Below are 24,987 nucleotides of genomic sequence, written 5' to 3' on the forward strand. Positions count from 1 at the left end.
CGTCCCGGTGCTTCAATCACGTCTCGCGGCTTGCCCTGCCGCCGCCGGCCGCCTCAATCCGCTGCGAAACAGTAGAAATAGCCGTTGCCGCCGGTGGAGCGCAGGTTTTCCGCGCTGCAGCCACGCGAGTTATGCGCGGCGTTCCACGACGTGTTGCCGCCGCCATGCCGGTCGTGGTGGCCGACCGTGGCCGAGCCTTCGCCGTTGGAGGTCCAGTTCGAGCAAGTCTTATCGCCTTCCTGCCAGGGGAAATAGGCGGTGCCGTCAGCCTGGGTGCCGGTCAGGATGTCATGCTCGTTGACATCGTCGCCGCGGCCCTTGATCCGGTTTCCGTTCTCGTCGACCGCGGTCCGCAGATACAGGTTGGGCATGATGTGCAGCTGGTCCAGATCCACCGCGATCAGCTCGCCGTTGGCGTTGTACCAGGGGCCGGTGCCGATGCGCGAGCGGGCGGAGATGCCGCGTGTCCCTTCTTCCTGGGTGCTGAGGTAGGCACGCCAGGTCCGCCCGGTGGAGCCCGCAGCCTCTGCCAGGCTGGCGCAATGGGCGTCCGCCCCTTCCAGCCCGCCAAGATTGCCGCCGTCGCCAAGGCCGACGGAGGTGACAAAGAACCCCATCGGCGGGTCTTCCGCCATCGACGCGGAAGCCAGCGCGCAGGCCGCGGTGCAGGTCAGGGCTGCGAGAAACTTGTTCATGGAAACCTCCCATTCTCCAGGACTGGCCGCAGGATGCCGCATGGGGCGGCGCAAGGATACGCTGGCGGGCGGGGTTTCACGAAAGATTGTTGGGGGGGACCGGTTCGGCGATTTGGCGTTTCGCTGATGCGGGCGGCGACTGAATACGCTGAAACCCTAGAGGAAAAATGAGCGCGACCCAGTTGCCATACTCCCCCCTTGCCCGCATGCCTCACCTGATGCAGACTTGTATGCGGAGGGGGGATGCCTGTTTTCTGCTGGGCCTGTTGGCAAACGGACCAGCGCGGTGCCATGCTTTGGGAGGAGTGTGTCATGACATCCAAGACTGCAGGTTCTACACCGCCGGGCAAGCTGACGCCGCAGCCGCAGGCCATGCCCAAGGTCAACAAGGTGACTGCGGATGATATCACCGCGTCGCTGAAGGCCGGGTATTCCGACTTTCTGGCCCGCCCCCTCATGAGCGGCTTCTTCGGCCTGTTCTATGCGGTTTTCGGAATTCTGTTTGTTTGGATCCTGGTCTGGCTCGGCAAGATCTGGATGATCATTCCCGCCGCTATAGGATTTCCGCTGGTCGCGCCTTTTGCCGCCGCCGGGCTTTATGAAATGTCCCGCCGGTTGCAGAAGGGGGAGAGTTTCGGCTGGTTCGAAATCCTCACCGTCATGGCCAATCAACGCAAGCGCGAAATGGGCTGGATGGCCTTTGTTACCCTGTTCATTTTCTGGGTGTGGATGTATCAGGTCCGGCTTTGGCTGGCGATCACCCTGCAGGACGTGTCCTTCTCGGGTTTTGACGGGTTCTTGAACGCGGTATTCTTCACAACGCAGGGCTGGATCTTCCTTGCGATTGGCACCTGCGTCGGCGCCTTTCTGTCGGCTGTGCTGTTCACGGTGACCGTCGTCGCCATGCCCATGCTGCTCGACCAGGAAACCAATTTCGTTTCCGCCATGTTGACGTCCATTCGCGTGGTCACGGAAAATCCGGTGGTCATGCTTGTCTGGGCGGCAATCATTTCGGTCACCGTGCTGTTGTCGCTGGTGCCGGCGTTTCTGGGCCTGATCTTCACCCTGCCAATCCTTGGCCACACCACATGGCATCTCTATAAGCGGGCGGTGTCACCAGCGGAGGAGTGATCTGCCCCGCCATCACCTGGGGCAGCTGCGTGCTTTTTCGTCCGCAGGGTTGTGAAACCCAATTTTCAGGCTTTCGAGGGGCAAGTCCCCGGGCGAACAGAGCTGAGCAATGGCAGCAAACAGCGGCAGGCGTATACCGCAGATCCTGAAGATGACCGGAATAACCGGGCCGAACGTTTTTGACGAACCCATCCTCCTTGCCGGTGGAAGCAGGATTGGCCCAAAATACGATTGCGTCGAGACGCCCGCCGCCGCACAGCTTACCTTGCACTCACAGACCGAAGTTATGCTGCCGCCACGCCAATAGATCAGGCCGGCTGTCTGAGCATCGGAAACAACGGAGGTGCTTCCCCTGTTTCGATCAGCCCGATCTGCTCGAACCCAAAGCGCCGGTACAGCGTCAAGTTGGCGGGATTGGTGGATTCCAGATAGGCCGGCCTTCCGTCGGCGTCGCATTGTTCAAGCGATGCCTTCAGCAGAGCCGAACCAACGCCCTTGCCCTGGCGGGAGGGGTCGACCGCAATGAACGCCAGATGCCAGCAGGGATTCTGCGGGTGAAACTTGTCCATCTGTTCGAATGTGGCAAACAGTGCGGCGTGTTTTTCCGGGGCAACCGTTTCCTCGAAGTACGCCACAAGGCTCTCCTCGTCTGGATGCACTTCCGGCGGAAGCCATAAGACGGCGGCAGTGAAGTCATCGTTCCGGTAAGCGCCTCCGTGGTCAAGCGCGCGCCCGCCGAAGAAATTCATCACCCGCGGCAAATGTTTCAGGAGCGCGTGCGGCTCGGGGTACAGCCAGCGCATGAAAGGATCGGCGGAGAAGCCCACTGTCAAAGCGCTGAGCACCTCATTTTCTACAGACCGGTCGGCTTTCCGGAACATGGCAGCCCTCGTTCAACAACGTGCGGTTCGTATTTCTCAGCGCAGCGCAAGCGTATCACAAGATTGAGATTCGGTCTCCTTGCGGCTCTGAACTCTCGACCTTTCCTGCAGCAAGAAAAAAGCGCGCCCTCTCAGGCGCGCTTTTCCATTTCAAACCCTCTCAGGCCCGTCAGCCCTTGCCGTCCCCGGCCTCGGCGGCCGCCGGATCATCCGGATGGGCCTCCATTTCCTCGTCGTCATAGTAGCCCTCCGCGCGCAGCTGCGCCTCGCGCTTGGCCTCTACCCGGCCGACCAGGAAGATCGAGACTTCGTACAGCCCGTAAACCACCACGAACAGGATGATCTGGGTGATCACATCCGGCGGCGTAACCAGCGCGGCCAGCACCAGGATCGCCACCACCGCGTATTTGCGGACAGAGCCCAGGCCTTCGGCGCTCACCAGCCCGGCCTTGCCCATCAGTGTCAGCAGCACCGGCAGCTGGAAGCACAGGCCAAAGGCCACGATGAACTTGATCGTCAGGTTCAGGTACTCCTGGGCGGAGCCCTGGAACACCACGCTGAGACCCTGGTTCACCTCCTCGCTGGTCACCGCCTCGCCGCCAGAGCCGAACTGCTGGAAGCCCAGAAAGAAGTCATAGGCCAGCGGTGTCACCACATAGAAGGCAAAGCTTGCGCCCAAGAGGAACATGAAGGGCGAGGCGATCAGGAAGGGCAAGAACGCCCCCTTCTCGCTCTTGTAGAGCCCTGGTGCCACGAACCGCCACAGCTGGAAGCCGATATAGGGAAACGCCAGGATAAAGCCGCCCAGGAAGGAGATCTTGATCGCGACAAAGAAGCCCTCCTGCGGGCTGATGAAGATCAGCGCACAGTCCTGGCCGCTCTCGGCCAGCACCTGGCACAGGGGGGCGGTCAGGAAGTTGAACACCGGCGTCGCCACGGTGAAACAGATCACCATGCCGACAATGAAAGCCGCAACCGAGTGGATCAGACGGTTGCGCAGCTCGGCCAGATGCTCGATCAGCGGTGCGGTTGAGTCGTCGATCTCATCCGTCTTGCTCATGACTTGGCCTCTTCTTCCTTCGGTGCCGCAGGCTTCAGCGCCGCCTCGGCGGCCTCCGCCTTGGCCAGCGCCTCCTCGGCCTCGCGCGCCTTGCGCTCGGCTGCGGCGCGCGCTGTCGACGCCTGGATCTTCTTGGCGTCCTCGGCGCGCTCAGCCGCCAGCTTGCCGGTCTCGCTATCGGGGTCGTATTTGGTGGGGTCGATCGACTTGGCCATGTCCTGCGCGGCCTGCTTGACCCCGTCCATGGCGGTGCCGACGGGATTGGTTGCAGCCTTCAGGCCCTTGGCGACCTCATTGACCCCGGCCTCATCCGCCGCGTCATGCATCGCCCGGCTGAACTCGCGCGCCATCCCCTTGGCCTTGCCGACGAACCGCCCGATGTTACGGAACAGAACCGGCAGGTCCTTGGGGCCGACGACGATCAGCGCGACAACGCCGATGACCAGCAGTTCGGTCCACCCAAGATCGAACATCCGCGCTTACGCCTTGTCTTTCTCGGCCTCGGGGGTCACGTCCTTGGCCGATGCCGCAGCGTCTTCTTCCAGCTCCTTGGTGCCTTCGTTGATGCCCTTCTTGAACGAGGTGATGCCCTTGCCGACCTCACCCATCAGCGAGGAAATCTTGCCACGGCCGAACAGGACCAGAACCACGACGGCGATGAGCAGCAGGCCAGGCAGGCCGATATTGTTGAGCATGTGAGTCTCTCCTTACTTGATCCGGCGCGGATTGCGGGCGCCGGTGGAATTGTTCGCTACGGGTTTAGCGCGCGGCCCGCCTTGAGCGAAAGCAACTCCGTCTTCCAGAATGCTCCGCAAGGGGCGGTTTCCGCATTTTTTACAGATGGCTTGCATCCAACTGACAGGTTTATGTCAGTTGCAAGGCGGTAAATCCAGCCCATCACAGCACATTAGGAGAAACGTGATGAGCAAACATGTCGCCGAAATCGTGACTTTCAAACTGGCCGAGGGCGTGAGTCCGGCGGATTTCACTGCCCTGATGCAGCGCACCGAAGGGTTCGTGCGCGCCCAGGACGGCTTTGTCACCCGCCAGCTGAGCCAGGGCGAGGACGGCAAGTGGACCGACTACGTTGTGTGGAAGGACATGGCCACGGCGCAAAAGGTGGCGCAGGAGTTCATGCAGCAGGACTTCGCGCCGGAGGTGGTGGCGGCCCTTGCGCCGGACAGCGCCAGCATGCGCCATGAAGAGGTGCTGTGGCAGATGGCGCCTTAATCACCGGGGGCTGCGCCTGGGGGCCACAGGAATTGCAGGCTGCGCCTGCGGGCCGGGCGCAGCCCTTGACCTCCCCCTTTCCCCGCGCGAAGGCTAGACCCATGCGCCGCACCGACCGCCTTTTCGAAATCATCCAGATCCTGCGCGACGGGAAGCTGCACCGCGCCCAGGACATTGCCGAACGGCTGGAGGTCTCCACCCGCACCATCTACCGCGACATGGACACGCTGGTGGCGTCCGGCGTGCCGGTGGAGGGAGAACGCGGCGTCGGCTACATGGTGCGCGAGCAGATCAGCCTGCCGCCGCTGACATTGACGCCGGAGGAGCTGGAGGCGCTGAACCTCGGCATGGCCATTGTGGCTGAGGCCGCCGATCCGGACCTGAAGGCCGCCGCCCTGTCGCTGGCCGCCAAGGTGGACGCAGTGCTGCCGGAGCAGACCATCGCCGAGGCCGATGCCTGGAAGTTCGCGGTCTACCCGTTCTCGGACGCCGCCCGCGCCCTCGCGCACATGCCCAGTTTGCGCGCCGCCATCAAGGCGCGGCAGAAACTGCAGCTGAGCTACCGGCGTATCGACGGCACTTTGACAGAGCGGAAAATCCGCCCGCTTCACATGGAATACTGGGGCCGGGTCTGGACCCTCACCGCCTGGTGCGAGACGCGCGGGGATTTCCGGGTGTTCCGGGTAGACCTGATCGAGGATGCCTCTGCCCTGCCCGAGCTATTCGTGGACGAGCCCGGCAAGCGGCTGCAGGATTACGATCCTTACGGCTCCTAAGATCCTTTATTCATCTGGCTGAAAATATCCCGGGGGTGGCCCACAGGGCCGGGGGTAGAGCCCCCTACCCGAGTTCGAAACTCGTCACGCCAAAGATCAGATCCGTCTCCAATTGCGGCGCAGCGCCTCGGTACATCCGGGCGGTCTCGAACACCGGTTCCAGCCCCAGCGCGCGCGCCACGTCAACCGCCGCGGCATGGGGTTCCGGCGCATCCAGGAACACCTCCTGCCCGGGCGGCAGCTCCCGCAGCAGCCGCGCCAGAACCGCCTCGGCCGCCGGGCGGGACACTGCAACCAGCGGCCCGATCTTGCAGCCGCTGCCGCAGGGCCGCAGGGTGCCGAAACCGGCAAGACTCCCGTCCAGGTACGCGGCAAAGGAGTGATGCCCCTCTGCCCCCAGCCACTGCTGCCAGAACGCCCGGCGCGGCGCCGGAAAGACGCGGGCGTCCAGCGCTTCCAGCTCCGCCGTTGGGGCGGTCAGCACCTGCACTTCAAACCCGGTGGAAACCGCCAGCCCGGCTGACGGCACCCCGCCAAAGCGGATATTGCGGTAGGCAAGCTCAAATCCGGACCGGCGGTAGTTCTCTTGCTGGACCACCACCCCGTCAAGGCCGACAACCCGGCCCCCGGCATGCTCCAGCGCCTTTTGCCACAGGGCATAGCCATAGCCCTGGCCGCGATGCTCCGGCGCCACGATGTAGAAGCCCAGGAAAGCAAATGCCTGCCCGTAGTTCACCACCGAAATGCAGGCGATCATCTGCCCGTCCAGGAACCCGCCCCAGAACCCCTGCGGGTCCACAGAGGCAAAACAGGCCGCATCCTGGCGGCCGGGGTTCCAGCCCTCGCGCGCGGCCCAGTCCGCGGCGGTCCGGATTTCCGCGGGCAGCAAGGCCCGGATCTGATAGCTGCCCCGCATCTGCACCTCCCGTTTCGCTGGCTGCAGAATGCCCGCTAACGGTCAGGCGGGAAAGACAAAACAGCGGTTGCGGCGCACTGTCAGCCACATAACCCGGCCGGCTTCCGGCAGGAACACGTTGGGCACCGTCGCCCTGAGGATCGAGCCGTCGAAATCCATCCGGAACTCGACCAGGCTCTCGCTGCCCAGGAAGCGCGCGCGTTCCACCACGGCCCGCGCCGGGACGCCGTCGCTGGGGGTCGGCAGCGGCCCCTGGCCGCCGCGGTCGAAGTCGATGCGCAGATGCTGCGGGCGGAACACGATCTCCACCGCGGTGCCATCCGCTACGCCGGGCGCCAGAAACTCGCCAAAGGCAGTGCGCGCCAAGGCGCCGTTCACCTCGGCCTTAAGCACGTTCACATCGCTGAAAAAGGAAACCGCGGCCTTGTCAACGGGGTGGGTATAGACGTTGTAGGGCGCGCCCTGCTGCACGATCCGGCCGCCGCGCATCAGCGCGATCTCGTCGGCCATGCGCATCGCCTCTTCCGGCTCATGCGTCACCAGCAGGACGGCGGTGTCCTCTTCCTTCAAAAGGCTCAGCGTCTCGTCGCGGATGCCGTCGCGCAGCCGGTTGTCGAGGCCGGAGAACGGCTCATCCATCAGCATGATGCGCGGCCGCGGCGCAATCGCGCGGGCCAGTGCCACCCGCTGCTGCTCACCGCCCGACAGCTGATGCGGGTAGCCGTCGATGAAGCGCTTGAGCGACACCCGGTTCAAGAGTTCCTCAACCCGGGCGCGTTTCTCGTCTTTGCTGCCCTTCAGGCCAAAGCCGACGTTGTCGGCGACGCTCAGGTGCGGGAACAGGGCGAAGTCCTGGAACATCAGCCCGATCTCGCGCCGTTCCGGCGGCACCCGGAACACGGTGTCGCAGATCAGCTTGCCATCAACGTAAATCTCGCCGCTGTCCTGCATTTCCACGCCTGCGATCATCCGCAGCGTCGTGGATTTACCGCAGCCGGACGGCCCCAGCAGGCAGGTCACCTGCCCGGCCTGAATTTGCAGCGAGACATCATCCACCACCGCGCGCCCCTCGAAGAAGCGCCGGATGTTGCGGATTTCCAGCCGCGGCGGGGCAATCGTGCGGCTGATGCCGGCGGGGGCAGTGTTCATGGGGCCTCAGTGCTGTTTCCGATGAAAACGCTTGGGTTCACGCCGGGATAGCAACCCAGCGGCAGAGCTGCAAGCGGTGAGAAAAGCAGCGGACGGCCATCAAATCGCGCTGAGGGCAGCGTCCGTCCGAGGGCGGGGAAGCGAAGCGTCCGCCCGTGGGGGCGGACGGGCGCTGCCCGGCGGTGCCGCCGGGCGGTAAGTCTCAATGGCAAATTGACCGTTCTAACAGCAGCCCGGCGCCGCGCTGTCCTGTTCCAGCGCGTTGAAGGGTGAATTGCCGCCGCAGCCGGCAAAGACGCCATAGTGGGTATCGAAGCTGCCGATGAACTCGAAATGCGGGGCAAACCGGCTGTCCTGCAGCATCATCCAGGTGTTGCCGCAGACCGGAAACACCTTGCCCGCCTCGATCACATGATGGTCGTCCAGCATGAAACGATGCGGTGCGTGGCCGATGGTGCCCTTGTAGATCACCGCCTGCCCGTAATCCTCGCAAGCCGCCTCCAGCGCGGGCAATTTGAACAGCCGGTAGGTGGCCGACAGGAATTTCAGCGGCTGCACCCTTTTCTCCAGTACCGGGTTTTCAATGGTCAGAAGGCGCGAGGTCACCATCCGCGGGTCCTTGAAGCCCGACTCCTTCGCGATCGTCAGGAAATCGTTCCAATACAGCGCCCCGGACAGGCATTCGCCATAGAGCACCTCATCCTTTGCCATCTCTTCCGGCACCCGGCGGTCGGCGTAGACGTCGGAGAAGTACATCTCCCCGCCCTCTTTCAGCAGGTGATGCGCCCCGCGCAGCACCGCGCCCTTGTCGGTGGCCAGGTTGATCACGCAGTTGGAGACGATGATGTCGAACGAGCCCGGTTCCAGGTCCAGCTCCTCCAACTGTTCGATGTAGCCATGGTGGAACTCGACGTTGGACCTGGCATAGCCGAAGGCCTCGGCGTGGTAATCCTGATGGCGCTTGGCCACTTCTAGCTGGGCGGGTGTCATGTCGACGCCGACCACCTTGCCGTGCTCGCCCACCAGCGCAGACAGCGCATAGACGTCCCGCCCCGCGCCACAGCCAAGGTCGAGGATGCGCGCCCCCTCCAGCGCCTCGGGCGCAATCAGGCCGCAGCCGTAATAGCGGGTCAGCACTTCGTCATGGATTTTCGACAGCACCGCCTTCACATGATCCGGCATGTCGTCCGGCGTGCAGCAGGCATTGGTCTGAAGGTCATCGCTGCCCTGCAGCACCTCGCCGTAATAGGCCTGCACGTTTTCATGTTTCATGGGGGGCGCCTTTCCTGATGGTTCCGGACCATCCGGATAGCGCCCCTCAGGCCCTCCGGCAATCGGGTCGGCGGGAGGCTTGACGCAACTGTGATAGAACGTGGGGATTGCGGTAGTTCGGTTAGGGCAGCGCCCGGCCCGGCGGGGCAGGAAGCGAAGCGCCCGCGTCGTGCTGGAAGCACGCCTCCGGCATGAAGGGGGGCGGGACGGGCGCTGCCTGGCCTTCGGCCAGGCGGAACATATTTTCGATGACGAGGCTGAGGCTCAGCCCTCCGGCAGCAGCTCAAACGCCGCCTCGGCCCGCACCCTGCCGTTCACCATCAGTTCGATCCGGTGTGGTCCCGGCACCAGCTTGAAGGTTGTGGCGTTGCCTTTCAGCTTATGCTTCTTGCTCAACTCCAGCTTTCCGCCGGTGATCTTGGCCTGCTTCAATTTGAACACCTTGGCGGAAACCTTTCCGCCAGGCCGCTGAAAATGCAGGATATAATCGACCAGCACCGGCGCGCCTGCCTGCCCTTCCAGCTGCGCCGAAAACTCCAGAGCATCGCCAATCCGCACATTTTCCGACTGCAGCGCGATTTCGGCGCCCAGCGCCAGATCCGGGTCATAGCCCAGCATCTTCATCGCCCGCGGGTGGCCTGCCTTGACCAGCCCGCGCAGCGCGTGGGAGGTCATCCAGTCCAGCTCCTTGGCCGCTTGCGCCCCCGCGGCGCGCCATGTTTCCAGCCGGTCCATCACCAGATCCGGATTCTTCTTGGCAATGTCGTTCAGATGGTTGGCGATCGAGCGGGTGACATAGCGGGTGCCGTCCCCGTGCAGCCGGTCCAGCAGCGGCAGCGGCTCTTCCAGCTGCAAACCCACCGCCTCGCCCCAGGGCAGCCGCGGCCGTGTGCCTTCGCTCACCAGGCGGCGCACATGATAGCTGGAATGGCTGGCCCACGCCTCCATCCGCGCCAGAACTTCGGCAGGCCAGCGGTTCAGGAAGGGGCGGATCGCCCATTCCATGGAGAACCGCTGAGTGATTTCCTCCAGCAGGTCCAGCGACAGTTCCGGATGCGCCTCGACACCCCTGGCCGCCACGTACTCGCCCAGGGGGGCAAAGATGAAATCGCCGAAGTCATCGTCGGTCCTGGACGGGTCCAGCGGCGGCGGCAGCGCCTTCAGCAGCACCGGCGCGGCCTCCGGCAGATCCTCCGGCAGGTGGTCCGCCAGCACACCGGCAATCAGCGTCATCCGCTGCTTCAGTTCCAGCGCCGGCAGGTCTGCCATCACCCGCGTCTCGAAGCCGCCGGCATCAAAGCCGCTGTCCGCCGCGGCGAACAGCCCCGCCAGATAGCGGACCTTATCCCGGTTAAACAACTGGTCCTTCAGGGAAAACCCGCCATCCATCTGCGCCGCCCCTCGTCACATCGTGGTGTTGGTGGCGCCGCCGTCCAGCAGGATGTTCTGCCCGACGATGAAGCCCGCGTGCTGCGAGCACAGGAAGGCGCAGGCGGCGCCGAATTCCTGGCGGGTGCCGTAGCGGCCCGCGGGAATGGTGGCGAAGCGCTGCTTCTGCGCCTCCTCGGGGGTGATCCCCTGCGCCTTGGCCGCGCCGCCATCCAGCGCCACGGCGCGGTCGGTGGCATGAATGCCCGGCTGCAGGTTGTTGATGGTGACGCCAAAGCCCGCCACCTGCCGCGAGGTGCCCGCGACATAGCCGGTCAGCCCCGCGCGGGCCGAGTTCGACAGCCCCAGCACCGACACCGGCGACTTGACCGAGACCGAAGTGATGTTGACCACCCGGCCCCAGCCGCGCTCCATCATCCCCGGCAGCAGCGCCTTCATCAGCGCAATCGGCGCCAGCATGTTGGCATCCAGCGCCTTGATGAAATCCTCGCGGTCCCAATCGGTCCACATGCCCGGCGGCGGCCCGCCCGCATTGGTCACCAGGATATCGACGCCCTCCGCCGCATCCAGCACCTGCTTCTGACCCTCGGGCGTGGCCACATCCGCGGCCACCGTCACCACATCGACGCCGTACCGGTCGCGGATGGCTTGCGCCGAGGCCTCCAGCGCCTCCGCCCCCCGGGCGTTCATCACCAGGTTCACACCAGCCTCTGCCAGCGCCTCGGCGCAGCCAAGGCCCAGCCCTTTGCTGCTGGCACAGACCAGCGCGCGCTTGCCCGAAATACCCAGATCCATTGTTGTCCTCCCTCCGGAATCTTCACCGTTTGCCGGAGCTTGCACCGCCCGCCCGCCAAAGGCCAGACCCGCCCGGTGCCTGACGCAATCGTGAAGCTGCCGGAAAATCAGCCCCGTTCCACCGCCATTGTGCCACATTCAGCGGGCAAACCCGTTGGACAGCACCTGCGCCATGCGCATATGGATCTGAAAACACACGCAGATGGGACAGACAGTGACCGCCAGCCTTTCTTCCGTCCAGGCCTACCCGGCCGAGCGTTTCCGCGTTGAATACGGCGCCAACATGGGCGACCCGCTCGGGGTGCTCGAGGATCTGGTGCTGGATGACATCTATCTGCTCGACAGCCCGGCCCCGCCGCAGCGGCTTGGCATCGCCGCCCATCACGACGGCAGCTTCACAATCGCCGGCGACAGCGCGCTTGGCACTCCAGGCGCCGTGCTGCATCTCGACTGCCTGCTGACCCTGATGCCCGACCGCGGCCCCAACACCGAAACCCTGGTGATGGTCGAGGCCGACACCGAGGGCTATATCGCCGCCATCTACCTGGTGCCGCTGGCGCCGCTGCAGCCGCAGATGCCCTACACGCTGGTCAAGGCAGAGCGCGAGCCGGCCCGGCGCAAGCTAGCGCAGTCGGCCTGCGTCTCCTTCACCCGCGGCACCCGCATCACGCTGTCCACCGGCGCCCAGCGCGCGATCGAGGACATGCGCCCGGGCGACCGGGTGCTGACCCGCGACGACGGCATCCAGGAGGTCCGCTGGGTCGGCCAGTCGACCTTGCGCGCGGTGGGCGACCTAGCCCCGATCCTGATCCGCAAGGGCGCCCTGAACAACGCCGAGGACCTGATCGTCAGCCCCGGCCACCGGCTGATGGTCTACCAGCGCCGTGACGAGATCGGCGCCGGCGCCCCGGAAATCCTGGTCCGCGCCCGCGACCTGGTGAACGGCGACAGCGTGGTGGTGCTGGACGGCGGCTTTGCCGACTACTTCCAGATCCTCTTTGACCAGCACCATATCATCTACGCCGAGGGGATCGCCGCCGAGAGCACCTTCCTCGATCCCGTCACCCGCCCGGTGCTGCCCGAGGATTTCTGGACCGCCCGCCCCGGAGACCGACAGGTCTCCCTGCCCGCCGCCCACAAGCAAGGCGCCCACGGATTGGACGTGAGCCGGTCGCTGCTGGACCGGCCGGATGCGGTGCGGCTGTTGAAGCGGGCGTCGTTGCGGTAGGCCTGCTTAATTGCAAATAGTCCGCTTCCAGCTGGAATCCGTCATCGGGCTGCATGGCCAAGTCAGCAAAAGCAGACCTTCAGTGAATGGACGCCGGCTGACTGGTGGGCGGACGGAGCCGCCTTTTGCTCTTGCAGCTATTGCTGCCGCAGAAACCCCTCGCTCCTGCAGCGCGAGGTTTTCGGCCGCGCGGCGAACTTCCCGTTTGTGGTCATTCGACCTGATGCTCCCTTCAGGATGCCTGTAATCTGCTCTTCGCTGAAACGGTTTATGAGCATTGTTTGTCTCCTGGCTTGGAGAACAGGCTAACTTCAAACTGCAGACGTTTGAGGCGAGCAGCTCACGCTGAATTCTCGTTGATCGCAGGTGCAGCGAAAGTTTGCTGCACCCGCTCTCAATTCGCGCTGCGACGGGAGGGAATACGGCAGTTTATTTCCTTCGCAATGAAAACCAGAAGCCAATCTCATAGAACACAGAACCAAGTGAGTATTCGCTTAAGGTTCCAGAAGGGTGGTTACGGTAGCCGTTCTCCTCCTGATTCAGATGAACAGATCGACCTTTTCAAATTTTGAGACGTCAATGATCCCCAAATCTGAAATCCGGATTTCGGGAATCACAACCAGCGCCAGCAGCGAATGCTGCATATAGGCATTGTTCAGCTTGCAGCCGCATGTGCCCATAGCGGCGACCATTGCCGCGGCTTTCTCGGCGACAATCTCCGCGCGTTCCTCTGACATCAGACCGGCAATGGCCAGTTCAACTGTTGCCAGCTCCTTGCCTTCGGAGAAGACGGTGATACCCCCGCCGACTTTTCCCAGGTGATTGGCCGCTGCCGCCATGTCCTCCTTGGAGGTGCCAACAACAATCATATGGTGGCTGTCATGTGCGACAGTTGAGGCCACCGCACAGGGTTTGTCATAGCCGAAACCGGACACGAAGCCATTCACCACACCGCCGGTACCTCGGTGGCGCTCGACCAGCGCTATCTGACAGACATCTTTTCCGGCATCCATGCTGACCAACCCGTTCTCGACGCTGAGATTGGCCTCCAGCGCCCGTGTCGGGGCTTGGTTTTCAATGACGCCAATGACCCGGGCTCTCACCTCTGCCGCGCCTTCAGGGGCATAAATGTCAAAGTCATCCGCAGCCAGGCGCTTGCCAAGGTTGACGGTGTTCTTGGCAAATTCCGGGTAGTCGTTGAAGGGAATATTTGCTGTAAGCCTGCCATCTTCCGCCAGCACCTCGCCAGCAGCCATCACAAGTTCCATCGGAAGGGTCGGCAGGTCGGAGGTCAAGATAATATCAGCCCGGCGACCAGGGGAGATGGAGCCGATATCCTTTTCCATGCCGAAATGCTGGGCGGTGTTAAGAGTGGCCATCTGAATGGCGGTGATGGGCTTCAACCCCTGCTGGATGGCATGGCGGACCACACGATTCATATGACCGTCGTTCACCAGCGTTCCGGAGTGGCTATCGTCGGTGCAGAGGAGAAAGTTCCGCGGGTCCATTCCATCCTCTGTGACTGCCTTGATCTGCTCGGCCACGTCATACCAGGCCGAGCCAAGCCGGAGCATGGCGCGCATGCCCTGACGGATGCGGGCGACGGGATCTTCCTTGCGGGTGCCCTCATGATCGTCCGCCGGACCGCCGGCCACATAGCCATGGAACATCAGCCCAAGATCCGGCGAGGCGAAATGACCGCCAACGGTCTTGTTGGCCAGTTGAGTGGCGCCGATTTCGCCGATCATCTTGGGATCATTCATGGCGACGCCGGGAAAATTCATCATTTCACCAAGGCCACAGGTCTGTGGCCACCCAAGCGCTTCGGTTACATCCCTGATGCTGAACTCTGCGCCTGCGTTCTCCAACCCAGGTGCCGAGGGCACGCAGGAGGGCACTTGCACCTGTACGTTGATCGGCAGGCTAGCGGCATCGTCATGCATCAGCCGAACTCCAGCCAGGCCCAACACATTAGCGATCTCATGCGGATCTATGAACATTGAGGTGGTGCCGTGCGGGATTACCGCGCGGGCGAACTCAGTCACTGTGACCATGCCGCTTTCGACGTGCATATGTGCATCGCACAGACCCGGCACCATGTAGCGGCCCTTGGCCTCGATTACCTTGGTATTAGCGCCGATCGCGTGGCTTGCGTCCGGGCCGACATAGGCTATCCGTCCGGCGGCGATGGCAATATCTGTGTTAGGGATGATCTCGCCCGAGTACACATTCACCCATTTGCCGCCGCGGATGACACTGTCGGCTGGGGTACGTCCCATTGCGGTGTCGATCAGGCGCGGTGCGGATTCTGTCCAGGAAGGAATAGACATGGGAACTCCTGTCGTTAGTGCTTGAGATAGGGAACGCCAAGTTTTGCAGGCTGGCCTGAGCGGCTGCGGATCATCACCAGAAGCAAGATCGAGGCCACGTAAGGCAGCATCAGGAAGAACTGATAAGGAATGTCGACACCGACGCCTTGCGCATGAACTGCAGCACTGTCCAGGAAGGCAAAGATCAGCACCGCGATCATGGTGCGGACCGGGCGCCAGTTGCCGGCAATGACCGCCACAATGGCCAGCCAGCCTCGGCCGCCGGAGATATCCGGGCGGAACTGATCAGCAAAGGCCATCATCAAGAAGGCGCCACCTAGGGCAGTCAACGCCGAACCGAACAGCAGCGCGCTGTACTGGCGGGTCGCTACCGACAGGCCTTTGGCCTCCAAGAACTGCGGGTTTTCGCCCGCGGCGCGAGTTTCCAACCCGTAGGTAGTCCGCCGCAGGAAGAACGCGATGAAGGGCACGCTCAGGAAAGCCGCGTAGGTCAGCAGGTGCTGGTCAAACAGGATCGGACCGATCACTGGAATTTCAGACAAAAGCGGCACCGGAAACTCATTGATAGTCGAATAACTGGGCGGTTTGCCGCCGCCCACATAGCTGCGGAACCAGAACAGTGTCAGGCCGCTGGCCAGAAGATTGAAGCCAAGACCGGTGACAAAGTGATCTACTCGCAGGGTTACGGTCATGACGCCGATCAGCAATCCGGCCGCCAGCCCGGAGGCCATTGCCGCCATGGCTGCAAGGACGGGAGAGCCGGTTTCCGCCATTACCAGATAGGCAATCAGGCAGCCGAATAGCATGGCTCCTTCGACACCCATGTTCCAGATGCCTGAGCGTTCGGTTACCAATTCGCCCAGAGCGGCCAGCAGGATCACCGTGGCCACACCCATAGCGGCGGTTATGATCGACATAAGGATATCGGGGGCAAGCAGCTCAGACATGAACAGGCCTCACAATGTTGATTGAGTAACGGACCAGAACTGATGCGCTGAGGAAGAAAAGCAGCAGGATGCCCTGCATTGCAGGCACCAGAGACGGAGGGATGTCGGACAGCACGCTCATGTATAGTGAACCGTTGGCCAAGGCGCCGAACAAGAGCGCTGCGATCACTGCGCCAATGGGGTTCAGCCCACCAATCATGCCGACGATGATGCCGGTAAAGCCAAGGCCTGCCATCACATCGCCGCGCAAACGGTAGTTGACGCCAAAAATCTCGGAAACCCCTGCCAGCGCTGATAACGCACCGCTGAGGCACATAACAATCAGCACGGTGCGGGTGACATTTACGCCCTTGAACCGCAGCGCTGTGGGGTTGAAGCCAAGGGCGCGGATCTCAAAGCCCAGCGGCGTTTTCTTGATGATCACCCAGCACACCGCCGCCGCGGCCAGGGCGAGCGGGAAACCGATATGCAGCTTCACACTGCCGACCAAAAGCGGCAGGTGGAAGTTTTCAGCGAACACCGGTGTCTGGTGGTAAGAGGTGGAACCTTCTGCAGTCCACGGCCCGCCTGCCAGCAAGTACGAAAGCAGATAGACAACCACATAGTTCAGCATCACAGTTGAGATGATCTCATTGACACTGAATCGGGTCTTCAGCCAGCCGCACAGTCCGCCGAGAGCGCCGCCGCCGACCATCGCGGCCAGGATGATAATTGGAATTGCGATCAGCCACGGGGCGCCGCCCAGATACAGACTGGCCCAATAGCCGCACATGGCACCGGCAAACATTTGCCCTTCCTGGCCGATACTCCAGATCTCAGCCCGGAAGGCAATCACGGTAGCCAGGCCAGTAAATATCAGCGGCGTCGCTGCAACCAAGCTTTGCAGCACTGCCTCCCAGCTGCCAAAGGCGCCTTCGTAAAGCGCACCAAACCCTTCGGAAACGCTGGCGCCGCTTGCTGTTATCAGCAGGGCCGAAGCGCTAAAGCCCAGGAGCAGCGCTAGAACATAGGCTGCAAGCTGCGCCTGCCAGCCTGCGGATGTGCGGGGGGTAATGGTGATCATGCGGCCTCCTCCATCGCTTGGCCTGCCATCAGCAGGCCGATTTCTTCGAGATTGGTTCTTCCGGCCTCGACGATCCCCATTAGGCGGCCCTGAAACAGCACTCCGATCCGGTCGCAAAGGTTCATCAAGTCTTCCAATTCGGAGGAGGCAATCAGCACCGCAACGCCTTCAGCGCGCTTCTCCAGCAGTTTGGTATGGATGTATTCGATGACACCTACATCCAGCCCGCGTGTCGGCTGGTTGGCGAGCAGCACTCGTGTCGCAAGCCGCTTTTCCCTGGCCAGGATCACCCTCTGGGCGTTACCGCCCGACAGGTTACCAGTAGGAGTTTCCGCGGAGGGGGCCGAGATCTGGTACTCCCTGATCATCCGCTCCGCGCTCATACGCATCTTGGGGAAATCAAGCAGCCCGCCGCGGGAATAGAAACCGCGGTGATCGCCTAGGATCAAGTTCTCCTCGATCGAGAGTTCTGGCACCAGCCCTTCGACAAAGCGGTCGTCGGGGATGTGCCCCAGCCCCATGTCTTTAATGACGCGAGCATTTAAGCCACTAATCTCGGTCCCATCCAGAGTGATCCGCCCGGAAGCAGGCACGCGTACCCCGGCGATCACCTCCATCAGCGGGTTCTGGCCATTGCCGGCAACGCCGGCGATCCCGAAGATCTCGCCTTGATGGATTGTTAGCGAAATATTGCTCAGTTCCGGCTTCTGCCCCTTCTGACCAACAGTGACATTCTCGAGCATTAACCGTGCCGGGCCGACAGAAGAGGCCTGCCGTACCTTCGGCTCCAAATCGCGACCAACCATCATCCTGGTCAGCTCTTCGGGGGAGGTCTCAGACGTGGAGCGGATGCCGGCCACCTCGCCTTGGCGAAGAACGGCCACCCGGTCAGACTGCATTACCTCGTCAAGGAAATGCGAGATCAGGATAAGCGCCACGTCATCTGCCTTGAGCTTTTCGATGATACGGAACAGCTTTTTGGAGTTTTCGATGTCGAGCGTGGCGGTCGGTTCGTCCAGGATCAGCAGGTCAGCATCAAAATATAGCGCCTTCAACAGTTCGGCCCATTGCTGCTCGCCTACTGAAAGGTCTCGCACCAGCGCATTGGGGTCGATATCGATGCCGTAGGTCTCGCAGATCTGCCGAAGCTTGGCTTCTGCCTCGCCGTAGTTAACCACCAGCCGCCTTTCCGATCCGATGACAATGTTCTCCAGCACGGTGAAGTCCGGCACCAGCACAAAGTGCTGATGAACCAGCCCTATCCCTGCGCGAATAGCATCGGCAGCTGAGCTCATCTTGAGCGGTGCGCCCTTGTAGATAATCTCGCCTTTGTCCGGCGGGAACAGGCCGGTCAGACAGGCCGAAAGCGTTGATTTCCCGGCTCCGTTCTCGCCAAAGAGGCACAGTAGTTCCCCGGCATGCACAGAAAAGCTAATGTCGTGGTTGGCGCGGACCGGGCCAAAACTTTTGCAAAGCCCGCGGGCTTCTATGGTCGGTATGGGCATCGTCAGAATCCTGGGTAAGCCGGCTTCCCGCGCGGCGGGAAGCCGGGATATCGGTCAGTCGGAAGTGGGCAGTGACAGATCGACAGGGATCGCCAATTCGCCTGAGGCGATTTGCGCGGACAAGGTGGCAATCTCCTCCTTCAGCTCGGCGGACAACTTGTCCTCATAAGCGTGGAAGCTGGATAGCGCGCTGCCGCCGTCGGCCATAGGGACCCATTTCTCGGAGGTGTTGCCGTCATAAGGTGTGCCATTGGCGGCATAGTCGTACCATTCACCGATGACCCAGTTGATGTCTTCGGTCCAGGAGATCAGCGCACTGGCAACGACCGAGTCCGGCGAAGTCTCACCGTGATCGACATAGTTGCCAAAACACATGATGCTGGCCTTTTCACAGGTCTCGAAGCTTTCGACCATTTGGAATGTCAGATCCGCCCCGGCGGCAATTTGTGCGTTGGTAAACTGTTCGGCTTTGGCCGGATCGTACCAGCTTTCAATGAAGGCGACTTTGCGCTGGACCTCCGGGTTTACCGAGCGAGCACCTGCAAAGAAGCTGTTGATCTGGTCGTTCACGTCTTCGGAAGGGAACTGGCCGACTACACCGACAACATTGTTCTCGGTTAGTCGGCCAGCCAGCACGCCAAGTAGGTAGGAGGGCTCGTGCGCGCGCTTGTAAACCCAATAGGCGTTGCCGCCCAAACCTTCGTTCCCGGCCCCCACCAGGACAAACAGTATTTCCGGATACTTCTCCTGCAGTGCCTTGACCTGGTCGGAGTAGCTGCTGTGCGCCCAGATGATTTGGTAGCGGCCCGATTTGGCCAGCAGCTCCATTGCATCGCCAGCGTCTTCACCCCATTTCCCATTGATATTCTTGAAAGCGATATCAAGGCCGTGCGGAGCGGATTCCACCACCCCTTCCAGGTCTCGCAGCAATGTGGCGTCCCAGGCCGCCTCTGGGCCAGTAGCCAGGATCAGGCCGATGCCCAGTTCCGTTGGCTCTTCGGCGGTGGCACTTCCCGCCGCTGTGGCAATCGACAAGGCAGCAATGGCTGCGTGTTTGCGAATGTTCATAGGTTCTTCCTCCCGTTGTTGTCATTTCTTCGCTGGCTGCGGCCCCTCCTTGCCCTCTCCTCCGCAAGATCCGGGCCGCGGCCGTGATCAGGCCGGTTCCAGAACCGGATCGAAGGTCTTGAGCGCTACGCAGTCGACGGCACCAAGATCAGTGATCGCAAATTCCGGAATGGCGGTGATGGACAGGACGAACATGTTCATGAAGGGCCACTCCAGCCGACAGCCCGCCTCACGAGCAGCCGCGTCCAATGCCTCTTCCTTGGCGGCCATTTCGACAGGGTCGATATCCGAGACGATCCCCCCAATCGGAAGTTCCAGGCCTACGGTCACTTCACCTTCTTTGACAAAAGCTTGTCCGCCGCCTTTTTCGATCACCCAATTGATCGCCGCGGCCATGTCCTCAGGATTGGTTCCGATGCAGACGATGTTGTTGTCATCCGGCGCGGTGGAGGTGGCCATGGCTCCGTATTTCAGACCAAATCCCGAAACAAAGGCGACCGGCTTGTTAGTGGTCTTGCCATAGCGTTCGACCACGCTGACATAGAGCACATCCTGTTCGGTATCCGGCAGTACAACCCCGTCACTAGCCCGCAGTACCGCCTCACGCCGGTTGCGTACAAAAGGCACTTCCGTTGACATGTTCATTGACAGAACTTTGACTGCATCCTCATCCGTGCGGACCCGCAGGTCGGCAGGGGAGACGGGAGCGACTTTCATGGTCTCGGTCAGGAACTTCGGGCGATCCGGACGGGTCACGGGTTCCAGCATCTTGAGGTCCTGCGCCACAAACTTGCCCTTGGCGATGACCTGTTGAACGTTGAAGCTCTGCGGACTGTCTACCAGCACGATATCCGCTTGGCGGCCCGGCGCGATCAGGCCGACCTTATGGTCGATCTGGCAGGCGACAGCGCTGTTGATGGTGGCCATCTGAATGGCTTCCATCGGCTCCACGCCTGCGCGGATCGCCATTCTGACCATGTTGTCCAGATGCCCGCGTTCCAGGACATCCGTGGCCACTATATCGTCGGTGCAGAAGCTGACCCGGTGCGCAGCTTCCGGCGCGTGTTTGGTAGCCAGCTGAATGTTTTCGTCCAGGAAATGGCTGATCGAGCTTTCGCGGATCAGGATGAACAAGCCATTGCGCAGCTTCTCCAGCGCCTCGGTTACCTCATAGCTTTCGTGATCCAGCCGGATACCTGCGCTGGCGTAGCCAGCCAGTTTGGAACCCTTGCACATCGGTGAGCAGCCGAACACCGGCAATTTGTTCTTGCGGGCGATCTCCAGCGCTTCGATCACATGATCGTCTTCTTCCTGGATGAACTCACGCACGGTTTCCCAGATCCCGATGCACTCCGGCCAGTCATGGGTGGCGCGGTGATCATCGGGGCTGAAATAGTGGTTCACGGTAGAACGCGGCATTGTGTAGGGCGTCTTGCAAGGCGCACCCCAGTGGATTGTCATGGGCCCCGCGTTGGCTTCATCCAGGAAGTGGCGCACACCCTCGAGTCCAGAGACAACCAGGATCTGGTCCAGCCCGGATACAATCGAGGTTGTCCCGTACGGCACAACCAGATCAGCAAAGCCGGAGACCGACAGTTTTGAGCATTCCACATGCAGATGCCCGTCGATCATGCCCGGCGCCAGATAGCGGCCGCCGGCGTCGTGAAACTGGGTCTCAGGACCCTTGCAGTGATCGACATCGCCGATCGCCACGACATACCCGTTCTTGATCGCAACTTCCGCCGGATAAATCTCGGAGGAGGCTACATTGATTAACTGGCCATTGGTTATCACCAAATCGGCTTTAACTTCGCCGTGTCCGGCTCGGATCAGTTCTTTGATTTCCACGATACTGTTCTCCCGTTTTCATAAACAGTCAGCGAGAGACGTGGTTTTCTCAACGGGATTAACGTATCCCTCATCGTTATTACTTGTCTGTGGTGAACATTCAGGAGCCAAGTAGCTATGTTGCTTAACGCCGCCATTGCCAAGTATACTACGCAAATACAGTATTTCATTACTTGATTCAGTGAGGAGTCACAGATGAGCGCCGCCTCTGCCACCTTATCCATTTCGAACCTGGTAGGGCCAGACGCCACCTTCGCCTTTGGAGAAAGCACATACCGGGAAGGTGAAGTCTTTGGGCCCATGACCGGCTTTCAAATGGAGGCCGTCTATCTTCGTACTGGACAAGTCGAAATCCGCGCTGATGGCGCTTCCTTCCAGTTGTCCTCGCCTGGTATCGCGTTGGTTGCCTCTAGGCACACTTTGGAATACCGCTACGGTCCGGCCAGCATGTGCAATGTATTGTGGTGCCAGTATATCTCGGGCGGCCTGGACGCTGCTCGGGTTGTCGCTATCGCCCCTTTCTGCGGTCCAATGCAGGTTTCGCCGGCAGCCGCTTCGCTCATGAAGATAGGCGCAAATATCCCCACTGGCATCTACGGAGAGATGCGGAGTTTTTCATCCGCTCTGGGCGTTGCGGTTCTTGAAGAACTGTTGGCACGCAAGACTCTGGAGACAACCTCGGCTGACATCCCCCGCCAGGCTCAGCTGGTCCGCCGTTACATCGAAGAGCACCTGAGCGAACCAGTCACATCTGCCGTCTTGGCCAAAGTGTCAGGATTGTCGCCTCAACATCTGAACAGGCTGTACAATGCCGCCTTCGGAGAGAACCCGCTGGACTATTTGTGGCGGCTGCGGGTGCGTCGCGGAGCCTATTTGCTCCAGCACACCGGCATGCGCATAAGTCAGATCGCGTATCAGACCGGCTTCAAGACACCAAACCACTTTTCTCGTCTGATAAAGGAAAGATATCAGCTTTCGCCGCGTGAACTACGCGCTCAGAAATGGTGTGGAGAAGTGCCCGATGCAGATGAAGCGATTGGTCAGTGATTTGAAGTGATGCAGTGTTCCCGCACCCAATTCGCTGCGGTAGCATGAGCCCGGATTGTCCCGCGTTTCGAATGTTGAAGCTAGATGCAGCGCATGGACGGTTTGAAATCCGCCCTGCAGCTTGGCTTTGAATGACCGATTTTGGGAAGGCTGAAGCGGGCGCAAAGATGTTTTGACACACTTTGCACGTGTATTCGCATCGGTGGCTTAGGTCCGGACTTTCCCTGCCTATCAAGACTTCGCGGCGCTTGGCCAGAATGGCCGCTCTTCATGCCTCGCGGCGGCGGTGAAAAGGATGCATTCGCGGCGTAATTCGTTCTGCGAGCGCGCGCAGCAAGATTTCAGCACTTCCGGTGTGGGCTCATGCCTCAAGTTCGCCGCGTCGGGCGTGAATGGCTGACCTCCGAGACAGAGGCCGTTCACTTGGTCGGGCTTGGACTGGCAGCGAGGCCGGACAAAGCGGACATTTGCCGCCGCGGCGGATGCGGTTGCAGAAAGCATCAGAACTTTTTTGCGCCCACAGCAGCGGCCCTTCAGCGGTGTCGCAGTTTCCCCAGACCAGACCTTCAGAGGCAGGCTGTAGGGCGCATTTCAAACCGCCATTCGTTGCAGCCGGCCTCAACTATCTACACGCCGGACAATGCAGACGTCCTATCTTCGTGCTGTAAGAGGCAGGCAATCCGCTGGAACGGCGAGGCCGCCGTCGTCGCGGAAGGAGTGCTTGTTTGGGCATGCGCCGAGCGGCATGAGGTTCTGCCCCCACTCTGCCCGAGGCCGCGCGGCCCGTTTCGGGACCGGATCCAAGCCAGCAGGGAACAGCTGGCCGTGACGCCGGAGCCCTTGACCGCACGCTTTATCAACTGAGCATCTGCGGCCCAAATGACTCGACGTGGATTTGTTCCGCTGAGACGCCTAGCTGACCCAATCCTCTCTCGAGACCAGCCATGAAAGCCGGTGGCCCGCACAGGAAGTATTGGGCGTCGGCGCGATCCACCAGCGCCCCAATCACTTCAGGGGTAAGGCGGCCCTCGCTGTCGTAGTGCGTGCCGCGCTTGTCCTGGTTCCTTGGCCTGCTGTAGGCAAAATGCGTGTGGATATTGGGGTGCGCCGTGGCGAGGTTGCGCACCTCGCCGGCAAAGGGATGGTGACGGCCGTCGCGGACTGCGTGGATAAACCAAACCGGGCGGCCAACGTCCTCCGCGGCAATGGCGTGCAGCAGGCTGATCATTGGCGTGATGCCCACCCCGGCACCGATCAGCACAACCGGGCACGTGCTGCACCGAAGCGTGAATATTCCGGCTGGCCTGCGGCTCTCGATGATTGTGCCTGGCTCGGCATGGTCGTGCAGATAGCGCGATACGAGACCCTTTGGTTCGCGTTTCACGGATATCCGGTATCGCGCATCGGCGGGTGCGCCCGAGAGCGAGTAAGTGCGCCTGGCGGGAGCGGGCGCATCTGGCAAGGCAACCTCGATCGGCAGGTGCTGCCCTGCCTCGAATTGGTCGAGCGGCCCGCCGTCGCGTGCTTCGAACACGAAGGAAGTTACGTCGGCGCTTTCCCTGATCTTTTCAGACAGGCGCAGCGACCGGACCGACTCCGCGTCGGCATCCCAGCGCAGCGCAATGGCGTTGCGGGTTTCGACAGCTTCATGGACACGTACGGTGATCAGGCGCCGGGCGCCGGGATAATCGGCGAGGTCTGCCGGATCCCATTCAATTGACGCTTCGCCTGTCACCTGCAGCAGGCTGCCGGTTTCGAATTCGACGAACAACAGGCCCACACGCGGGTCCAGGACGAGATTGCCAACCGTGTTGAAATGGTTGTTGCCGGCATAGTCGGGAAACCGCAGCGATCCGCCATCCAGCGTGCGCACGAAGCCCCGGTCGCCGCCCCGGTGCGAAGCGTCCATGCCGAAGGCGGGGTTGCCGCCCTCGCTACGGTAGCCGCTGGCGATGAAAAAGGTGTCCGCAGTGTCGATCCAGACACGCTGCGCCTCTGTCAGCGAGGCGCAGCGCTTGGTTTTACCGGGCTGGTTTGCCGGGGCCCGGCGCCATCGGCGTTCGCGAATGTACTGCGGGCAATTCCCGAACGACTGCGCGACGTTAACCGTAATTGCACCCGCTGCGCCCTGGCCGATGCAGCCGTTCACGCGGTTGCGCCGCCGTGTTTCCAATTCGATCCCGAGGATGCCGATGTCCGCGCCAGGGACAAATGCGCCTGACAGGGCATCGCCGGGGTGCGGTTCCGAGGCCAGGACCATGCGGTGCGGGTCGGGCGAGGTCACAAATCCTTCCGGGCCATCGAGCAGCGTCGCCCAGGGACGGCCGGCGCGGTCTCTGGCAGCGGTAACGAGGAATGGCTGAGCCGTATGGAACTCGCGGTGCTGCTCCGGCAGATAGCCGCGCACGACCTGACGGGCCCAGTCCTCGATATCGCGGACGCCCAGCCTTTCCTGGACCGCCTGCTCACCGGCATGGAACGGAGACGGGGAGCCTTCGGCTTCTGCGCGTGAAGTCTCCGGGCTGCCGTTAGAGAATTTTGCGGTTTCTTCTGTCATGTTCATAGGAACCTCCATTCTTAAGGTTTCTGGTGCCGGAGGAGACGGCAGATCCGCCTTGGCGCCAAATTCCCAGCGGCAGCGGACATGTCTTGTGCCG

22 protein-coding genes are annotated in these 24,987 nt (G+C 61.8%); 5 read left to right on the forward strand and 17 right to left on the reverse strand.

What is annotated here, in order from left to right; genetic code table 11:
* Positions 1–53: 53 nt before the first annotated feature.
* Positions 54–695, reverse strand: a complete 642-nt coding sequence (locus LHL23_RS02965) for a hypothetical protein (RefSeq protein WP_226428738.1) — start codon at positions 693–695, stop codon at positions 54–56.
* 312 nt (positions 696–1,007) lie between these two features.
* On the opposite strand from LHL23_RS02965, the gene LHL23_RS02970 reads away from it, so the two are divergent.
* Positions 1,008–1,826, forward strand: a complete 819-nt coding sequence (locus tag LHL23_RS02970; RefSeq protein ID WP_226428739.1) for a DUF2189 domain-containing protein — start codon at positions 1,008–1,010, stop codon at positions 1,824–1,826.
* Positions 1,827–2,134: 308 nt separating this feature from the next.
* On the opposite strand, the gene LHL23_RS02975 is transcribed toward LHL23_RS02970, so the two are convergent.
* From LHL23_RS02975 to LHL23_RS02990, 4 genes are all read right to left on the reverse strand, one after another.
* Positions 2,135–2,707, reverse strand: a complete 573-nt coding sequence (locus LHL23_RS02975) for a GNAT family N-acetyltransferase (RefSeq protein WP_226428740.1) — start codon at positions 2,705–2,707, stop codon at positions 2,135–2,137.
* Positions 2,708–2,876: 169 nt separating this feature from the next.
* Complete coding sequence (gene tatC / locus LHL23_RS02980; RefSeq protein WP_222475100.1) at positions 2,877–3,767, reverse strand: twin-arginine translocase subunit TatC; 891 nt, start codon at positions 3,765–3,767, stop codon at positions 2,877–2,879.
* Positions 3,764–4,240 carry a Sec-independent protein translocase protein TatB gene (gene tatB / locus LHL23_RS02985; protein WP_222475098.1) on the reverse strand — a complete coding sequence of 159 codons (477 nt, stop codon included), beginning with the start codon at positions 4,238–4,240 and terminating at the stop codon, positions 3,764–3,766. Before tatB ends, tatC begins: the two co-directional genes overlap by 4 nt.
* A 6-nt stretch (positions 4,241–4,246) precedes the next feature.
* Positions 4,247–4,462, reverse strand: coding sequence for a twin-arginine translocase TatA/TatE family subunit (locus LHL23_RS02990; RefSeq protein WP_226428741.1), 216 nt, complete (start codon positions 4,460–4,462; stop codon positions 4,247–4,249).
* 226 nt (positions 4,463–4,688) lie between these two features.
* Here LHL23_RS02990 and LHL23_RS02995 point away from each other — a divergent pair, with 226 nt between their 5' ends.
* Positions 4,689–4,997: a hypothetical protein gene (locus LHL23_RS02995; protein WP_222475095.1), complete on the forward strand. Its 309-nt coding sequence runs from the start codon at positions 4,689–4,691 to the stop codon at positions 4,995–4,997.
* A 101-nt stretch (positions 4,998–5,098) separates the two neighbouring features.
* Positions 5,099–5,773, forward strand: a complete 675-nt coding sequence (locus LHL23_RS03000) for a helix-turn-helix transcriptional regulator (protein WP_065269410.1) — start codon at positions 5,099–5,101, stop codon at positions 5,771–5,773.
* A gap of 64 nt (positions 5,774–5,837) precedes the next feature.
* On the opposite strand, the gene LHL23_RS03005 is transcribed toward LHL23_RS03000, so the two are convergent.
* From LHL23_RS03005 to LHL23_RS03025, 5 genes are all read right to left on the reverse strand, one after another.
* Entirely contained in the window at positions 5,838–6,689 is an 852-nt protein-coding gene (locus LHL23_RS03005; RefSeq protein WP_226428742.1) for a GNAT family N-acetyltransferase, read from the reverse strand.
* Between the two features lie 42 nt (positions 6,690–6,731).
* Positions 6,732–7,838 (reverse strand): ABC transporter ATP-binding protein, encoded by a 1,107-nt coding sequence (locus LHL23_RS03010; protein ID WP_226428743.1) that lies wholly within the window; start codon positions 7,836–7,838, stop codon positions 6,732–6,734.
* A gap of 222 nt (positions 7,839–8,060) precedes the next feature.
* On the reverse strand, positions 8,061–9,110 hold the full coding sequence (locus tag LHL23_RS03015) for a methyltransferase domain-containing protein (protein ID WP_226428744.1): 1,050 nt from the start codon (positions 9,108–9,110) through the stop codon (positions 8,061–8,063).
* Between the two features lie 264 nt (positions 9,111–9,374).
* Positions 9,375–10,499: a hypothetical protein gene (locus LHL23_RS03020; RefSeq protein WP_226428745.1), complete on the reverse strand. Its 1,125-nt coding sequence runs from the start codon at positions 10,497–10,499 to the stop codon at positions 9,375–9,377.
* Positions 10,500–10,514: 15 nt separating this feature from the next.
* A complete protein-coding gene (locus LHL23_RS03025; protein WP_222475087.1) occupies positions 10,515–11,294 on the reverse strand; it encodes an SDR family oxidoreductase in 780 nt (259 codons plus the stop codon).
* Between the two features lie 202 nt (positions 11,295–11,496).
* On the opposite strand from LHL23_RS03025, the gene LHL23_RS03030 reads away from it, so the two are divergent.
* Positions 11,497–12,522: a Hint domain-containing protein gene (locus tag LHL23_RS03030; RefSeq protein WP_226428746.1), complete on the forward strand. Its 1,026-nt coding sequence runs from the start codon at positions 11,497–11,499 to the stop codon at positions 12,520–12,522.
* A gap of 539 nt (positions 12,523–13,061) precedes the next feature.
* On the opposite strand, the gene ade is transcribed toward LHL23_RS03030, so the two are convergent.
* The 6 genes from ade to LHL23_RS03060 all read right to left on the reverse strand — a co-directional run bounded on the left by ade (position 13,062) and on the right by LHL23_RS03060 (position 21,283).
* The gene (gene ade / locus LHL23_RS03035) at positions 13,062–14,852 is read right to left on the reverse strand and encodes an adenine deaminase (RefSeq protein ID WP_226428747.1); all 1,791 of its coding nucleotides are present in this window, start codon (positions 14,850–14,852) and stop codon (positions 13,062–13,064) included.
* Between the two features lie 14 nt (positions 14,853–14,866).
* Entirely contained in the window at positions 14,867–15,799 is a 933-nt protein-coding gene (locus LHL23_RS03040) for an ABC transporter permease (RefSeq protein ID WP_226428748.1), read from the reverse strand.
* A complete protein-coding gene (locus tag LHL23_RS03045; protein WP_222482392.1) occupies positions 15,792–16,862 on the reverse strand; it encodes an ABC transporter permease in 1,071 nt (356 codons plus the stop codon). Before LHL23_RS03045 ends, LHL23_RS03040 begins: the two co-directional genes overlap by 8 nt.
* Complete coding sequence (locus LHL23_RS03050) at positions 16,859–18,367, reverse strand: ABC transporter ATP-binding protein (protein WP_222482393.1); 1,509 nt, start codon at positions 18,365–18,367, stop codon at positions 16,859–16,861. The genes LHL23_RS03045 and LHL23_RS03050 overlap by 4 nt, the downstream gene beginning before the upstream one ends.
* 54 nt (positions 18,368–18,421) lie before the next feature.
* A complete protein-coding gene (locus tag LHL23_RS03055; protein ID WP_222482394.1) occupies positions 18,422–19,435 on the reverse strand; it encodes a BMP family lipoprotein in 1,014 nt (337 codons plus the stop codon).
* Positions 19,436–19,522: 87 nt separating this feature from the next.
* Positions 19,523–21,283: an adenine deaminase C-terminal domain-containing protein gene (locus LHL23_RS03060; protein ID WP_226428749.1), complete on the reverse strand. Its 1,761-nt coding sequence runs from the start codon at positions 21,281–21,283 to the stop codon at positions 19,523–19,525.
* Between the two features lie 195 nt (positions 21,284–21,478).
* On the opposite strand from LHL23_RS03060, the gene LHL23_RS03065 reads away from it, so the two are divergent.
* On the forward strand, positions 21,479–22,330 hold the full coding sequence (locus LHL23_RS03065; protein ID WP_226428750.1) for a helix-turn-helix domain-containing protein: 852 nt from the start codon (positions 21,479–21,481) through the stop codon (positions 22,328–22,330).
* 856 nt (positions 22,331–23,186) lie between these two features.
* Here the strand turns inward: LHL23_RS03065 and LHL23_RS03070 are convergent.
* Positions 23,187–24,893 carry an FAD-binding oxidoreductase gene (locus LHL23_RS03070; protein ID WP_226428751.1) on the reverse strand — a complete coding sequence of 569 codons (1,707 nt, stop codon included), beginning with the start codon at positions 24,891–24,893 and terminating at the stop codon, positions 23,187–23,189.
* Positions 24,894–24,987: the final 94 nt, after the last annotated feature.

The organism is Leisingera sp. McT4-56, assembly GCF_020514995.1.
Lineage (GTDB): Bacteria > Pseudomonadota > Alphaproteobacteria > Rhodobacterales > Rhodobacteraceae > Leisingera > Leisingera aquaemixtae_A.

Coding starts and splice junctions, on each gene's coding strand:
- LHL23_RS02965 (WP_226428738.1), bottom strand. CDS start 695: ATGAACAAGTTTCTCGCAGCCCTGACCTGCACCGCGGCCTGCGCGCTG.
- LHL23_RS02970 (WP_226428739.1), top strand. CDS start 1,008: ATGACATCCAAGACTGCAGGTTCTACACCGCCGGGCAAGCTGACGCCG.
- LHL23_RS02975 (WP_226428740.1), bottom strand. CDS start 2,707: ATGTTCCGGAAAGCCGACCGGTCTGTAGAAAATGAGGTGCTCAGCGCT.
- tatC (WP_222475100.1), bottom strand. CDS start 3,767: ATGAGCAAGACGGATGAGATCGACGACTCAACCGCACCGCTGATCGAG.
- tatB (WP_222475098.1), bottom strand. CDS start 4,240: ATGTTCGATCTTGGGTGGACCGAACTGCTGGTCATCGGCGTTGTCGCG.
- LHL23_RS02990 (WP_226428741.1), bottom strand. CDS start 4,462: ATGCTCAACAATATCGGCCTGCCTGGCCTGCTGCTCATCGCCGTCGTG.
- LHL23_RS02995 (WP_222475095.1), top strand. CDS start 4,689: ATGAGCAAACATGTCGCCGAAATCGTGACTTTCAAACTGGCCGAGGGC.
- LHL23_RS03000 (WP_065269410.1), top strand. CDS start 5,099: ATGCGCCGCACCGACCGCCTTTTCGAAATCATCCAGATCCTGCGCGAC.
- LHL23_RS03005 (WP_226428742.1), bottom strand. CDS start 6,689: ATGCGGGGCAGCTATCAGATCCGGGCCTTGCTGCCCGCGGAAATCCGG.
- LHL23_RS03010 (WP_226428743.1), bottom strand. CDS start 7,838: ATGAACACTGCCCCCGCCGGCATCAGCCGCACGATTGCCCCGCCGCGG.
- LHL23_RS03015 (WP_226428744.1), bottom strand. CDS start 9,110: ATGAAACATGAAAACGTGCAGGCCTATTACGGCGAGGTGCTGCAGGGC.
- LHL23_RS03020 (WP_226428745.1), bottom strand. CDS start 10,499: ATGGATGGCGGGTTTTCCCTGAAGGACCAGTTGTTTAACCGGGATAAG.
- LHL23_RS03025 (WP_222475087.1), bottom strand. CDS start 11,294: ATGGATCTGGGTATTTCGGGCAAGCGCGCGCTGGTCTGTGCCAGCAGC.
- LHL23_RS03030 (WP_226428746.1), top strand. CDS start 11,497: ATGGGACAGACAGTGACCGCCAGCCTTTCTTCCGTCCAGGCCTACCCG.
- ade (WP_226428747.1), bottom strand. CDS start 14,852: ATGTCTATTCCTTCCTGGACAGAATCCGCACCGCGCCTGATCGACACC.
- LHL23_RS03040 (WP_226428748.1), bottom strand. CDS start 15,799: ATGTCTGAGCTGCTTGCCCCCGATATCCTTATGTCGATCATAACCGCC.
- LHL23_RS03045 (WP_222482392.1), bottom strand. CDS start 16,862: ATGATCACCATTACCCCCCGCACATCCGCAGGCTGGCAGGCGCAGCTT.
- LHL23_RS03050 (WP_222482393.1), bottom strand. CDS start 18,367: ATGCCCATACCGACCATAGAAGCCCGCGGGCTTTGCAAAAGTTTTGGC.
- LHL23_RS03055 (WP_222482394.1), bottom strand. CDS start 19,435: ATGAACATTCGCAAACACGCAGCCATTGCTGCCTTGTCGATTGCCACA.
- LHL23_RS03065 (WP_226428750.1), top strand. CDS start 21,479: ATGAGCGCCGCCTCTGCCACCTTATCCATTTCGAACCTGGTAGGGCCA.
- LHL23_RS03070 (WP_226428751.1), bottom strand. CDS start 24,893: ATGAACATGACAGAAGAAACCGCAAAATTCTCTAACGGCAGCCCGGAG.